This is a genomic window from Paenibacillus sp. JJ-223, assembly GCF_927798175.1.
GTDB classification, from domain to species: domain Bacteria; phylum Bacillota; class Bacilli; order Paenibacillales; family Paenibacillaceae; genus Paenibacillus; species Paenibacillus hubeiensis.
In genome coordinates this window covers 13,084-27,435 of the sequence record NZ_CAKMMP010000012.1, presented here as the reverse complement: position 1 = coordinate 27,435, position 14,352 = coordinate 13,084, and the positions used below count along the sequence as shown (strand labels likewise).

Here is a 14,352-nt window from a genome sequence, read left to right as displayed (position 1 = left end):
GCCGTCCGCCAGCAGCAGGCGGCGGACGGCCGTGGCACTGGCGATCGCCCCCGGTCCGGGCGTCGCCTCGTGGTAGGCGGCACCGGTACGCGCCGCCGTCAAAGGCGTGATCGCGCTGCCCAGCCGCTGCAGCGCGATCAGGTAGTGCAGCCCAAGCGAATTGTTGGGCTGCCCGAGGAGTGCGGCGGCGGCATCCGCCTCGACGCCGCCGGGCGCCAGCGCTGCCGCCGCGCCTGCGTACGCGGCGGGGTAGCTGGCGCCTTCCCGCAGGCGGCGCGCGATGTCCTCGCGCAGCCCTGCGGGCTCCACAGCCAGCACGCGCGCGATGCGCTGCAGGCTGTCCAGGTCGCCGGACTCGCTGCCAAAGCAGAGCGAGTCCACCACCCCGGTGCGGTCAAGCAGGGACACCGCACCGAAGGCAAACCACTCTGCCGGCTGCACCGCATACGCCACCGGCAATTCAAACACAAGATCGGCGCCTGCGTGCAGCGCCATCTCGGTGCGCGCCCTTTTGCCCACGATCGCGGGTTCCCCGCGTTGAAGGAAAGGGCCGCTCATGACGGCCACCACGGCGTCCGCTCCGCTCAGCCGCCGGGCCTCTTCAAGATGATAAACATGCCCGTTATGCAGCGGGTTGTATTCCACAATGACGCCAACAACCTTCATAGGTTCCCGTGCTCCTTTCTCTGTTTCGGTTGGCTGAACACATATCTTGTTCAATAATAGGGCAATGCCCATGCATGTTCAAATCGGAAGATGCGCAAATGGCAAAAAAGACACGCTCCCGACATCGTTTTCGATGCCGGGCGTGTCTTGTCAGACGTGGCTGAGGGTTATCTGCTCTCTGCTGCAGCTGAGACCAGACTTGCCTTTGGTCCAAAGAATTCGTAATGAATGCGGTCTTCCGCAACTCCCAATTCGCGTAGTGCCTGATACGTATCGCGCATGAACGAGACAGGTCCGCACATGTAAACCGAAGCATCCGATTCAGGAAGGATCGATTTCAGCCAAGCAGCGTCCAGATGACCTTCCTTTTGGAAACGAAGCTGTTCCTTGTCCGTGGACGATGGCTGTGTATAACAGTAGTGTGCTTGAACGTTGGCGTGGGTATCGGCTAAGGTGTCCACATGTTCCCGAAAAGCGTGCAGCTGGCCATGGCGGGCCGCGTGTACAAAAGTAACGGATGCATTGCCGTCCGCTTGCACCAGTGCATTCAACATGCTGACCATCGGCGTAAGTCCGACACCGGCGCTGAGCAGCACGACAGGCCGCGGGTCTGCCAGGTCGAGCGTGAAGTCCCCGGCTGGCGCAGAAACTTCGACGAGACTGCCCTCGTCAAGGTCATCGTGCAGATGGTTCGAGATGACGCCGTCAGGTCGTTCCGAAGTGCCTTGCTCCCGTTTGACGGAAATGCGGTAATACGGTTTGCCGGGTGCATCCGAAAGGCTGTATTGGCGAATATGCGTATTGGATTGTCCCGGCGGGGTCAGTTTTACGCTGATGTACTGTCCGGGAACAAATGCAGCGATGGCAGATCCATCCTCCGGAACGAGATAAAATGAAGTGATCAGGTCGCTCTCCGGCACCTTTTTCGCGACGCGGAACGAGCGGAATCCTTGCCATCCGCCAGGCTGGCTTGCAGCTTCGGCATACATCTCCCGTTCAATGCCGATGAATGCATCGGCAATGACGCCGTAGGCATCCGCCCAAGCGGAGAGAATTTCATCCGTCGCGGCATCGCCGAGCACGTCTTTAATCGCCTGCAGCAGGAATTTGCCCACAATGCCGTATTGCTCCGGCGTGATGCCCAGACTGCGGTGTTTGTGCGCGACTTGGCGAACGGCCGGCAGGATCGAGGGCAGGTTATCGATATGTTTGGCGGCGGCGTAGACCATGTTGGCAAGCGCGGCTTGCTGACGCCCCTGCTTCTGGTTGGCATGGTTGAATACGTTCAGCAGCTCGGGATGGGCGGCGAACATCGTTTGATAGAAATGGCGCGTAATGGCTTCGCCGTGGACTTCGAGCACGGGAACCGTGGATTTGATGACGTTGATCGTATGATTGCTTAACATGGGCAATACCTCCTGGCAAAGGGTTGAATATCACTACATCTCTTGGCGGTACGCATCAGTGCCGCTGGTGTAACGCAAGTATAGTTTTCAAATAAAGGCGTCTGTGTGATCTAAATCACACTTATCATTAACGATCTGTGACCAAATGGATATTCCTATAGAAGAAACAGATGTGTTCGGCATATTCGATACCGTTTGCAACCTAAGCCCAAAACGATATAATAGATCAGGCGTGACGGACATCATCGCGAAAATGTTTCGTGACGTTTGTCTGCAAGGATGTCTTTGGGCGGCATTGGAGGACATCGTCGGGGAAAGCCTGTTTTCAAGAAGGGTGTAAAGTTAAAAGTGTTGACAAACGTCTCGGGAAATCGGTATAATGATTTTTGTTTGTTAAGTCCATTTCATTATGGTTTTCCGGACACATGGTCAGAATACATACAGTAGGGACCGGGAGCGCATGGTGCGCGGGTCCATTCTGTAAATTTGGCAGCTAGTGACTTAGGTTCATAATGAAATTGGTCGTCTGGAGTGATGGTAATGTTAGTGTCGTTTCGCAAAGCGGCAACCAGCGGCAGACCTTTAAGCTTTAATGAGCAGTGGGATGTCACACAACTGGTTTCTGACCGAAAAGATATCACAGCCGTTACCCCGCTGACTGCGGATTTGTCCGTTCAGCCAGAATCGGGGGGCGTGGTGGATGTTCAAGGCACGTTGACGGCAGGAGTGGACATGTTGTGCTCCCGTTGTCTCAAGCCGGTTAACGAACATCTTCATATTGATTTTCATGAGCAATTCAAGCAGGGAGACCAGCCGGAGGACATGGAGGAAGACGATGATATCATCTATGTGGATGAGGATCAATTCGACCTGAAACTGTACGCCGAAGAGGCTTTTCTGCTGAACCTGCCGTTTATACCGCTATGCAGCGATACATGCAAAGGGCTCTGCCCAACGTGTGGCCATGAGCTGAACGAAGGGGATTGCGGCTGCGATAACGAAGTTATCGACCCGCGACTTGCAGGGCTCAAAGATTTTTTTAAATGAGCATCAATGAAAATCGAAAAGTTTGAACTGCCTGTAAAGGTTGATTTTGATAAGGAGGTGGGAATAATGGCAGTACCTCAACGGAGAACGTCCAAGACACGTCGCGACAAACGTCGTACTCACTTTAAATTGGCTGTGCCGGGCATGGTGAAATGTGAACAATGCGGCGAATTGAAGCTTGCTCACCACGTGTGCAAAGTGTGCGGAACGTACAAAGCAAGAGAGATCATCTCTCAATAATAGCAACAACCGGGTAGTATCTCATTTCGGTGAGGTACTACTTTTTTGTTTTCGCCGTAGCGAAAGTGATAGAATGGATACAGTGGACGGTGAATCGGGCCGGAAGTCCCATTGGCAAGCGGATTTAAGATGTGCATCTTTCTTTTTGGCGGCGTATGATATATACTATAGTTTAGTACCAGGTTCTAAGATTTGACGTTACATAGATACGAAAGCGACAAAGCTGCCTTTAGCGTAGGCGGCGATGAATTCAAATATAGCAACGAACAACGAACATTGGAGTGGCAGGATACACCTGAATGGCCTGCTTCGGTACGGCCGGTTTCAGGTACAGATTTCAGCAGGGGGTGTCAGACATCGAACGTTTACCCAAAAAGCAGAGGCAGCAGCAGTTAACCAAAATGATCGAAGACAACCCGTTTGTAACGGATCAAGAGCTAACGCGCCAATTAAAGGTGAGCATCCAGACGATTCGTCTCGACAGGCTTGAGCTCGGAATACCCGAGCTGCGCGAACGGATGAAGCTGATGGCCGAGCTTTCCTATGACCAGGTGCGTTCCCTTCCGCTGCACGAGATCATTGGTGACATCGTGGACCTGCAATTGGATAAAAGCGGCATTTCCCTGTTTGAGATCCGGGAAGAACACGTATTTTCGCGGACAGGCATTGCGCGCGGGCACTATGTGTTCGCGCAGGCCAATTCCCTTGCGGTCGCGGTCATCAATGACGAGATTGCTTTGACGGCTTCGGCGGACATACGCTTTGTGCGCTCCGTTCATTTGGGCGAAAAGTGCATTGCCAAGGCTTACGTAAGATCGATCCCTGGGCAGAAAGGGAAAGCTAAGGTCGAAGTGTTCACGTATGTTGGCGAAGAGATGGTGTTCCAGGGCAATTTTGTGATCTACCGTTCGGGTGGAGAAGATACGGAAGGAGAGGCTTCGAAATGAGAATCGTGATTGATGCCATGGGGGGCGACAACGCCCCTGCGGCAACCGTGGAAGGCGCGTTGTCCGCTGCCGCGGAATGGCCTGACGCACAGATCGTATTGGTCGGCGACGAAGGCAGGCTGGAGCCGATCCTGAGCAAGTCAGCGACGAAACCTGCGAATTTGTCTGTGCGGCACGCATCCGAAGTGATCGGTTCGGACGACGAACCGGTCAAGGCGGTCCGTCGCAAAAAAGACGCTTCCATGGTCGTTGCCGGCCGCATGCTGAAGGAAGGCGAAGCAGACGCCATGATTTCGGCCGGCAATACCGGCGCGCTCATGACGACGGGGTTGTTGGTTGTAGGCCGCATGGAGGGCATTGAACGTCCCGCGCTTGCGCCGATGATTCCGACGATCGACGATGTCGGCGTGCTTGCGCTGGATTTGGGAGCCAATATGGATGCCAAACCGGAGCATCTTGCCCAGTATGCGCTCATGGGGAGCTTGTACCGCCAGAAAGTTCAGGGCATCGACTCGCCGCGAGTGGGCCTGCTTAATGTCGGCACGGAAGAAGGGAAAGGTAACGAGTTGACCAAAAACGCGTATCCTTTGCTGGAGCAACTGCCGATTCGTTTCGTAGGCAACGTGGAAGCGCGCGATGTGCTGACGGCTGAGTGCGACGTGCTTGTGTGCGACGGTTTCGCCGGCAACATTTTGCTGAAATCGATGGAAGGTACGGCTGGAGCGATCTTTTCACTGCTCAAAGAGCAGTTTTCATCTTCTTTAAAAAGCAAGCTCGCCGCTGCCGTGTTAATGCCTGAACTGCGCGGGCTGAAACGCAAACTGGATTACACGGAGCACGGGGGCGCGCCGCTGCTTGGCCTGAGCAAACTCGTTGTGAAGAGCCATGGCTCGGCGGATGGCAATGCGATCAAAAACGCGGTGCGTCAGGCGAGAATCGCCATTCAGAATCAACTGGTGGAGAGCATATCCAAGGAAATTAGCGGGAAGTGAGTGAAGACATGAATAATTTGCGCCCGGTAGGGGTTATTGGAACTGGTAAATATGTCCCTGAGAAAATTTTGACGAATAGCGATTTGGAAAAAATGGTGGATACCAACGACGAGTGGATCGTCAGCCGCACGGGCATCCGTGAGCGCCATATTGCGGCGCCGGACCAGGCGACTTCGGATCTGGCCTATGAAGCCGCCGTCAAAGCGCTTGAAACAGCCGGCATGACAGGCGGCGATTTGGACCTGATCATCGTGGCCACCATCACGCCGGATTCCGCATTCCCGTCGACGGCTTGCATCCTGCAGGATAAGCTCGGTGCCAAAGGCGCGGCAGCGTTCGATCTGTCTGCGGCTTGCTCCGGCTTTGTGTACGGACTGGCAACAGCGACGAGTTTCATTCAAAGCGGCATGTACAACAATGCGCTTGTGATCGGCGCCGATACGCTTTCCCGCATCACGGATTATACGGACCGCAACACCTGCGTGCTCTTTGGAGACGGAGCTGGAGCCGTTATTCTGGGTGAGGTTCCGGAAGGCCGCGGCTTCAAATCGTTCGATCTCGGAGCCGAAGGTGCCGGAGGCGGTTTGTTGAAATTAGAGGGCGGCGGCTCGCGTTTGCCTGCATCTGCCGAGACGATCGAAAACAAACAGCATTACATTTACATGAACGGGCGCGAGGTGTTCAAATTTGCGGTGCGCGTCATGGGGACGGCAACCGTTGACGTGCTTGAGAAAGCGGGCCTGGATCGCACAGATGTCGATCTGTTCGTTCCGCATCAGGCCAACATCCGCATTATTCAATCCGCGATGCAGCGGCTCGAGCTGCCGGAAGAGAAGGTTGTCGTCAACGTGGACAAATACGCCAACACTTCGGCTGCGTCGATCCCGCTTGCCCTCGTGGAAGCAGCGGAAGAAGGCCGCATGAAGGAAGGCGACACGGTGCTGATGGTCGGCTTCGGCGGCGGCTTGACTTGGGGTGCGTCCGTACTCGTTTGGTAAAATTACAAGCTGGGAGAGAAGAATCAGATGGGTAAAATAGCATTTGTATTTCCCGGACAGGGATCACAGGCAGTCGGGATGGCAAAGGACGCTCATGATCACGTGCCTGCATCCGCGAACATTTTCCGTACAGCGGACGAGACGCTTGGCTTTTCGCTGAGTTCATTGATTTTTGAAGGTCCGGATACCGAGCTGAAACAGACATCGAATACACAACCGGCTCTGTTGACGGCAAGCATTGCCTTGCTTGAGGCTTTCAAAGAAAAAGGGATCGAGCCTGACTACGTGGCTGGACACAGTCTTGGCGAATACAGCGCATTGGTTGCAGCCGATGTACTGACTTTCGCGGATGCCGTGAGCATTGTGCGTGCGCGCGGCCAGTATATGGAACAAGCTGTACCAGGAGGTCAAGGAGCGATGGCAGCCGTGCTGGGTGCGGATCGGGAAGCGCTGGGGGTGCTTTGCCGGGACGTATCGGCTGGTGGTCATGCCGTGGAACTCGCAAATATGAACTGTCCGGGCCAGATTGTCATCTCGGGCGTGAAGGAAGGCGTTGCTGCCGTCGCTGAACGGGTGAAAGAAGCTGGCGGCAAACGCGCCATTACGTTGGAGGTTAGCGGTCCGTTCCATTCCTCGTTGATGAAGGAAGCTGCTAATAAACTGGCAGATAAACTGAGTGGCGTTACATTTTCTCCGGCGCGTGTGCCTGTCGTGGCCAATGTAACGGCAAGACCTGCCGAAGACGGTAAAATCCCGCAATTGTTGACGGAACAGGTCTATTCTCCCGTATTATGGGAAGACAGTGTGACATGGCTGATCGAACAAGGCGTGGATACCTTTGTGGAAATCGGTTCAGGCAGCGTGCTGACAGGATTGATTAAAAAGACAGATAAAACCGTCAGCCTGTACAACGTGAACAGCCTTGAAACGCTGGAAGCAACCGCGGCTGCGCTGCAATCCTGAGCCGATCGGATACTCTGGGAAAGGAGGACTGACTATGTCCAAACCATTGGAAGGAAAAAACGCGCTTGTTACGGGTGCCTCCCGAGGCATCGGACGCAGCATTGCGCTTGCGCTGGCGGAGGCCGGGGCTAACGTGGCCGTGAACTATGCAGGAAGCCAGGCTGCTGCGGAAGAGGTGGCTGAAGCGATTCGTGCCAAAGGCGTGAAGAGCATAACGCTTCAAGCGAATGTGGGCGTGATGGATGAAGCCGAACAAATGGTGAAAGCTACGATTGAAGCATGGGGCAATGTGGACATTCTGGTGAATAACGCCGGAATTACCCGCGACAACCTGATCATGCGCATGAAAGAGGAAGAGTTCGATCAGGTGATCGAGACGAATCTCAAAGGGGTGTTCAATTGCTTGAAAGCAGTGACACGTCCAATGATGAAACAGCGTTCAGGCAAAATCATCAACATTTCCTCCGTTGTCGGCGTGCTTGGAAATGCAGGGCAAGCTAACTATGTCGCTGCGAAAGCAGGGGTCATCGGTTTGACGAAGGCGTCTGCCCGCGAATTGGCATCCCGCGGTATTGCGGTCAATTGCGTGGCACCGGGCTTCATTGAAACCGATATGACCAAGGAACTGTCACAAGAGCTGGTCGATGGCATGTTAAGCGGCATTCCGCTTGCCCGTCTTGGCCAGCCGGATGAAATTGCCGGCGTGGTGACATTCCTCGCTTCGGATGCTTCTTCTTATATGACAGGGCAGACGCTGCATGTCGATGGCGGCATGTACATGTAGTTCTTCCCGGACTTGAACGCATGCCCGGGGAACAGACGCTGGACGATCCGCAAATGCCGGAAAAAGGTTGGGTTCCCCGGCCGGGGACCGCATATGTCTTCTATGGCATTTTGCTTGCGATTCTCGTATAATACCAAGGAGGAGGTGAACCGGATGTCCGATGTATTGGAGCGTGTAAAACGCATCGTCGTCGACCGCTTGGGCGCAGACGAGGCTGAAGTTACACTTGAAGCATCTTTCAAGGAAGACTTGGGAGCTGATTCTCTCGACGTAGTAGAATTGGTTATGGAATTGGAAGATGAATTCGATTTGGAAATCTCTGATGAAGATGCAGAAAAAATTACGACCGTAGGTGAAGTTGTAAACTACATACAATCTCATACCTAAAGTCAATTTAGTCCCGCACCTGTTTTCGAACGGCGGGACTTCTCATCATTCATCGGTTTTTCTCATTCCGCAGGTAAATTCGTCCCGGCGTCTTCGGACAGAGGACCGGATTGCCTGCGGATATTCCCACAAAATACGTGCGTATACGCAGTCGATATAGAGGTGAGTCGGTTTGAAACAAAGAGTCGTAATTACCGGTATGGGCGTCATGACATCGCTCGGAAAGGATTTGGAAACGTTCTGGGGCAACCTGATGGCAGGAAAGTCCGGCGTCTCCAAGATCGAGGCTTTTGATGTGAGTGAATACACCACACAGATCGCGGCAGAGATCAAGGATTTTAATCCGGAAGATTACATGGATCGCAAAGATGCGCGCAAAATGGACCGTTTTGTTCAGTTTGCCGTTGCTGCGGGTTTCAAAGCCGTTGAAGACAGTGGTTTGAAAATCAACGAAAATATTGATGCAGAACGTTTCGGCGTGTCCATCGGTTCGGGCATCGGCGGATTGGGCACATGGGAGGACCAGCATAATGCGCTCCTGCAAAAAGGCCCTAAACGGGTAAGTCCGTTCTTCATTCCGATGATGATCTCCAATATGGCATCAGGCCAGATGTCCATCTCCCTGGGCGCCAAAGGACCGAACATCAACGTGGTCACGGCTTGCGCAACAGGAACTCATTCCATTGGTGATTCCTTCAAGCTGATTGCGAACGGCGACGCCGACGCGATGATCTGCGGCGGTGCCGAAGCGACGATCCGTCCGACGGGCCTTGCGGGATTTTGCGCCATGCGCGCCATGTCCACGCGCAATGATGAGCCGGAAAAAGCAAGCCGTCCTTTCGATACCGGTCGCGACGGTTTCGTGATGGGCGAGGGTGCGGGCATTCTGATCCTGGAATCGCTGGAGCATGCCCAGAAGCGCGGAGCGCGCATCTATGGCGAAGTCATCGGGTATGGCCTTACAGGTGATGCTCATCATATGACCGATCCTGATCCTGACGGCGCGGCACGCTGCATGAAGATGGCTCTTCGCAGTGCAGGCATCGAGCCGGAAGCCGTGGATTACATCAACGCACATGGCACATCGACGCCTGCGGGTGACCTTTCCGAAACGGCGGGCATCAAAAAGGCATTTGGAGACCATGCGTACAAGCTGGCGGTGAGCTCCACCAAGTCGATGACGGGCCATATGCTGGGCGCGGCAGGCGGCGTGGAAGCCGTCATTTGCGGTTTGACGCTGGCGCACCAGACGATTGCGCCGACCATCAATCTGGACAACCAAGATCCTGAATGTGACCTGGACTACGTGCCTAACGTTCCTCGCCAAGCGGATATCAATGTTGTTATGTCCAACTCGTTTGGATTTGGCGGTCACAACGCAACCATCATTCTCAAAAAATTCGAAGCATAAGGGGCTAGTTCGTTTGAGTGAAGATCTGAAGCAGTTACAGCAAAAACTTCAAATCAAATTTGACAACAGGCAGCTCTTAAAACAAGCGTTTACCCATGCTTCTTATGTAAACGAACACCGGTTCAGTCAGCATCAGGACAACGAACGCCTGGAATTTCTGGGCGATGCGGTGCTTGAGCTGACCGTATCGGAATACTTGTATCAACTGTATCCTGATCGGCCGGAAGGTGAACTGACCAAACTTCGGGCATCTATCGTATGCGAACCTTCCCTGGTCAAATTTGCTGAAGTTCTCGGTTTTGGACAGTACGTTCTTCTCGGCAAGGGAGAAGAACTGACGGGTGGTAGAACGCGGCCGGCATTGCTCGCTGACGTGTTCGAGTCTTTCATTGGCGCGTTGTATCTCGACCAAGGACTGGAACCCGTAAGAACGTTTTTGGAAAAACATGTGTTTCCGTTGATCGTCCCGGGCGGCAAGCTGCAGGTCAGCGACTTTAAGACGGAACTGCAGGAACTTACTCAGCATCATAATATGGGTGTCCTTGAATACCGCATTGTGGAGGAACGGGGACCTGCCCATGAACGGGAGTTTGTCTCCGAGGTCCTAATGGGGCAAGAACGGCTTGGCAGAGGCACAGGACGATCCAAAAAGGAAGCCGAGCAGCAGGCTGCATCTGCGGCTCTGGAGCGCTTGAAGCTGCCGGAGGCCTGAGCTTGACCGTGTGCGTACAGACAAACGAAGAGCAAAGAGCAGCCCGTGGGTCCGCCCCGGCGGAAATGACCGGCCGGACTGCTTTTTGCTCTTTTTTTTGTAAGACGGACACGTGAAAGCCGGTGAGTACTTGCCGGCGCGAATTTAACTTTTTACACGAAAACGGAGGAGGTGACGGGAAGCCCGATGTTTCTGAAACGCATTGAATTGGGTGGATTCAAGTCATTCGCCGACAAAACGGAAATGGAATTTGTCCGCGGCATTACCGCGGTGGTAGGTCCCAACGGGAGCGGGAAAAGCAACATTTCCGACGGGATCCGCTGGGTGCTTGGAGAGCAAAGCGCCAAATCGCTGCGCGGCGGCAAAATGGAAGATATCATTTTTGCCGGCAGTGATGCCAGGAAAGCCGTCAATTACGGCGAGGTTTCCTTGACGCTGGACAATGAGGACCATGCGCTGTCCCTGGATTTTGGTGAAGTGACGGTAACCCGCCGCGTGCATCGCAGCGGAGACAGCGAGTATTTTATTAACAAACAAGCCTGCAGGCTGAAGGATATTACCGAACTGTTTATGGATACCGGCATCGGAAAAGAGGCCTATTCCATCATCGGACAGGGAAGAATCGAGGAAATATTGAGCACCCGTTCCGAGGACCGGAGAGGCATCTTCGAAGAGGCTTCGGGAATCGTCAAATACAAAACGCGCAAACGGGACGCCACGCGCAAGCTCGATGAAACAGAACAGAATTTGCTGCGCATCCATGACCTGGTCACCGAGCTGGAGGATCAAATTGGCCCGCTGAAGGAGCAATCCGAAAAGGCGATCCACTATAAAGAGTTGCGTGGGCAGTTGAAATCCAAGGAAATTTCCATGTACGTGTACCAAATCGAACAGATCCATGCCTCCTGGAGCAAGGCCAATGCGCGTCTGGAAGCATTGAAGGAAGAAGAAGTCGGGTTGGCTGCGATCGTTTCCACGCATGATGCCAAGCTGGAGAGCGACCGGAACGCCTTGCGCCTGCTGGAGTCAGAAGTGGAGCAGCTTCAGGCAGAATTGTTGCAATACAGCGAAGCGACGGAGAAAAGCGAAGGGCATGGCGAGCTGTTGAAAGAACGTTTTCGCCATCTGCAGACGAATCGCGAACAACTGCGGACGAGCCTGGAATCGAGCGAGGAAAGACACCGGGAACGCAAGGCAGAACTCATTGCCTTGCGCGAGAAGTACGCTGCGCTGGAACGCGAGCTCGCCGACGTGCGGAATCGGCTTTCCGAAGAGGAGGCGAAGCTGGTCGGCGTTACCGGCGGCATCAGCCAGCAGCAGGAAGAAAGCCTGAAGGGCAATTTGCTGGAGCTGATGAACCAGATGGCCCAGGCGCGCAACGAAATTCGTTACGTGGACCAGCAGAAGGAAAATCTGGAGCGCCGAATGAACCGCGCTTCCGAGGAGTCCGGCAAATGGGAGGGCCAAAAGGAAGTTCTGGAACGCCGCAAGGCCGAAATCCAGAAAAAGGTTGCGCAGCTAGGCAAACAAATCGGTGATCTACGCAGCGGATATATTTCGGAAAGCGAACGGCTGAATTCTTTGCAGAAGCTGCTCGAAGAGAGCCGGGGCACGGTCCGGAAATGGGAGCAAAAGCGCGAGGCGCAGATTTCACGCCGGGATACGATGAAAGAAATGCAGGATGACTTCGACGGATTCATGCTGGGTGTCAAGGAAGTGCTGAAGGCATCGCGCAAAGGCGTGCTGAACGGCGTCCACGGCGCCGTGGCCGAATTGGTTCAGGTGCCTGAGCGGATCGAACTTGCCGTCGAGACGGCCATGGGGGCATCGCTGCAGCATATCGTCATGGAGAACGAATCGGTCTCCAGGCAGGCGATCGCTTTCTTGAAGCAGCGCCAGCTTGGACGGGCCACCTTTCTCCCGCTGGACGTCATCCGGCCGCGCGCGATCGGTGCCGGAGAGCGTTCCATGATCGAAGGCATAGACGGTTATGTCGGAATCGGAGCCGATCTGGTCCATTACGACTCCCGTTATGCGGCCATTATAGGCAGTCTGCTTGGCAATGTCATCATTGCGGAGACGCTGGAGCATGCCAACAAAATTGCCGCGCGCTGCCAGTATCGTTTCCGGGTAGTTACGCTCGAAGGCGACGTGGTGAATGCGGGCGGTTCCATGACCGGGGGAAGCCAGCATAAAAAAAATTCCAGTCTGCTCAGCCGAAAACGCCAGCTGGATCAGCTGGATCAGGATATTTTGGATACCGAACAGCAGATCAGGAAGCTGCACCAAGGCGTGGAGGACATAAAGTCCCAATTGGAGCAATGCCAGGACAAGCTGGATGAGCTGCGCCAATCCGGGGACGTGACGAGAAACGAAGAGCAGCAGGCGTCCATGGAGATGAAACAAGTGGAGCATGAGCTTCGCCACGTGCTGGAGCAAGTCGCTGTCGCCGGACAGGAGAAGAGCGGGTTTACCGAGGAGCTCAAAGACCTGGACGCGGCCCGGGCGGATGCAGTCAAAAAGCTTGAAGAGCTCGAAGAAGAAGAGAAAGCGACGCATCGGGCGATCCATGCTGCCGAATTTGCCCGCAAAGCGAACGAATCGGCCAAGGAAGAACTGCAGACCCAGCTGACCGAGCTGAAAGTTCGGGAAGGGAAACTGGATCAGGAGCGTTTCTCGAATGAGGAACAGCTGCGGCGCCTCGAACGGGAAGTTTCCTCCCTGGAGAAGGAATTGAAACAAAATAGCACCTTGCTTGCATCAATGGAAGCGGACCTGAAGAAGACGGAACAGGACAGCGTGAAGCAGATCGAAGACCTGAACCGGTTCAAGCTGAAAAAAGCGGAGTCTTCCCGCGAATTGGACTTTAAGCGCGCCGCACGGAGCGAATTGTCGAAAAAGCTTGAGCTCGCCGAAAGCGAGACGAAGGAGCAGCGGGTTCAGCTCAAAGCGGTGGAAGAGCAGATGCGCCAGACGGAAATATCCGTCAATCGTCTGGATGTCGAGCTGGAGAGCATTTTGCGCAAGCTGACCGATGAATACGAGCTTGGCTACGAGCTGGCCAAAGAGCGATACCCTGTACCTGAAGACGTGGAAGGCACGAGGCAGGAAGTTCAGAAGCTTAAACGGAGCATTGCCGACCTGGGCGATGTCAATCTGGGTGCCATTGAAGAATTCCAGCGGGTCAACGAGCGTTATGAGTTCCTGAACGATCAGAAGAATGACCTGGTGGAAGCCAAAACGACGCTGTATCAGGTGATCCGCGAGATGGAGGACGAGATGGCCAAACGGTTCAAATCAACGTTTGATGCCATTCGCCGCGAATTCGGCACGGTGTTCAGCAAATTGTTTGGCGGAGGACGCGCCGATCTCGTATTGATGGACCCTGAACGTCTGTTGGAAACGGGCATCGATATCGTCGCTCAGCCTCCGGGCAAAAAATTGCAAAACCTGCAGCTCTTGTCCGGCGGTGAACGGGCATTGACCGCAATGGCGCTTCTGTTTGCCATCCTGCACGTCAAGCCGGTTCCGTTCTGCGTGCTCGACGAGGTCGAGGCTGCGCTGGACGAAGCAAACGTGGTGCGTTTTGCCCAATATTTGCGCGAGTTCTCGGAGCAGACGCAGTTTATCGTGGTTACCCATCGCAAAGGCACGATGGAAGAGGCCGACGTGCTGTACGGGGTCACGATGGAGGAAGGCGGCGTTTCCAAGCTGGTTTCGGTCAAACTGGAGGACGAAGAGGCCGTAATCGCATAAACGCCGGAAAAGGCAAGCTGTATTTAAAACGAATCAACTAAGG

General features: G+C 54.4%; 13 protein-coding genes. 11 read left to right on the top strand and 2 right to left on the bottom strand.

Going from position 1 to position 14,352, the window contains the following annotated elements; translation table 11 throughout:
* Both L6H98_RS20210 and hmpA read right to left on the bottom strand, forming a co-directional pair.
* The coding region (locus tag L6H98_RS20210) for a nucleotidyltransferase family protein (RefSeq protein WP_236417848.1) at positions 1–666 on the bottom strand (666 nt) is incomplete at its 3' end.
* Positions 667–833: 167 nt separating this feature from the next.
* On the bottom strand, positions 834–2,072 hold the full coding sequence (hmpA, locus tag L6H98_RS20205) for an NO-inducible flavohemoprotein (RefSeq protein ID WP_236417846.1): 1,239 nt from the start codon (positions 2,070–2,072) through the stop codon (positions 834–836).
* A 540-nt stretch (positions 2,073–2,612) separates the two neighbouring features.
* On the opposite strand from hmpA, the gene L6H98_RS20200 reads away from it, so the two are divergent.
* The 11 genes from L6H98_RS20200 (at position 2,613) to smc (ending at position 14,309) form a co-directional block, all read left to right on the top strand.
* Positions 2,613–3,119: a DUF177 domain-containing protein gene (locus tag L6H98_RS20200; protein WP_236417844.1), complete on the top strand. Its 507-nt coding sequence runs from the start codon at positions 2,613–2,615 to the stop codon at positions 3,117–3,119.
* Positions 3,120–3,185: 66 nt separating this feature from the next.
* Positions 3,186–3,359, top strand: a complete 174-nt coding sequence (rpmF, locus tag L6H98_RS20195) for a 50S ribosomal protein L32 (RefSeq protein ID WP_090923906.1) — start codon at positions 3,186–3,188, stop codon at positions 3,357–3,359.
* Between the two features lie 299 nt (positions 3,360–3,658).
* A complete protein-coding gene (gene fapR, locus L6H98_RS20190; RefSeq protein WP_290371468.1) occupies positions 3,659–4,306 on the top strand; it encodes a transcription factor FapR in 648 nt (215 codons plus the stop codon).
* Positions 4,303–5,298, top strand: coding sequence for a phosphate acyltransferase PlsX (plsX, locus tag L6H98_RS20185; RefSeq protein ID WP_236417843.1), 996 nt, complete (start codon positions 4,303–4,305; stop codon positions 5,296–5,298). Before fapR ends, plsX begins: the two co-directional genes overlap by 4 nt.
* Positions 5,299–5,306: 8 nt before the next feature.
* Entirely contained in the window at positions 5,307–6,296 is a 990-nt protein-coding gene (locus L6H98_RS20180; protein WP_236417842.1) for a beta-ketoacyl-ACP synthase III, read from the top strand.
* 27 nt (positions 6,297–6,323) lie between these two features.
* Entirely contained in the window at positions 6,324–7,259 is a 936-nt protein-coding gene (gene fabD, locus L6H98_RS20175) for an ACP S-malonyltransferase (protein WP_236417841.1), read from the top strand.
* Positions 7,260–7,293: 34 nt separating this feature from the next.
* A complete protein-coding gene (gene fabG / locus L6H98_RS20170; RefSeq protein WP_236417837.1) occupies positions 7,294–8,043 on the top strand; it encodes a 3-oxoacyl-[acyl-carrier-protein] reductase in 750 nt (249 codons plus the stop codon).
* A gap of 153 nt (positions 8,044–8,196) precedes the next feature.
* Positions 8,197–8,430 (top strand): acyl carrier protein, encoded by a 234-nt coding sequence (gene acpP, locus L6H98_RS20165; RefSeq protein WP_024630176.1) that lies wholly within the window; start codon positions 8,197–8,199, stop codon positions 8,428–8,430.
* Positions 8,431–8,602: 172 nt separating this feature from the next.
* Positions 8,603–9,841: a beta-ketoacyl-ACP synthase II gene (gene fabF / locus L6H98_RS20160; RefSeq protein WP_236417835.1), complete on the top strand. Its 1,239-nt coding sequence runs from the start codon at positions 8,603–8,605 to the stop codon at positions 9,839–9,841.
* Positions 9,842–9,854: 13 nt separating this feature from the next.
* Positions 9,855–10,553, top strand: coding sequence for a ribonuclease III (rnc, locus tag L6H98_RS20155; RefSeq protein WP_236417833.1), 699 nt, complete (start codon positions 9,855–9,857; stop codon positions 10,551–10,553).
* A 186-nt stretch (positions 10,554–10,739) separates the two neighbouring features.
* Positions 10,740–14,309: a chromosome segregation protein SMC gene (smc, locus tag L6H98_RS20150; protein WP_236417831.1), complete on the top strand. Its 3,570-nt coding sequence runs from the start codon at positions 10,740–10,742 to the stop codon at positions 14,307–14,309.
* Positions 14,310–14,352: the final 43 nt, after the last annotated feature.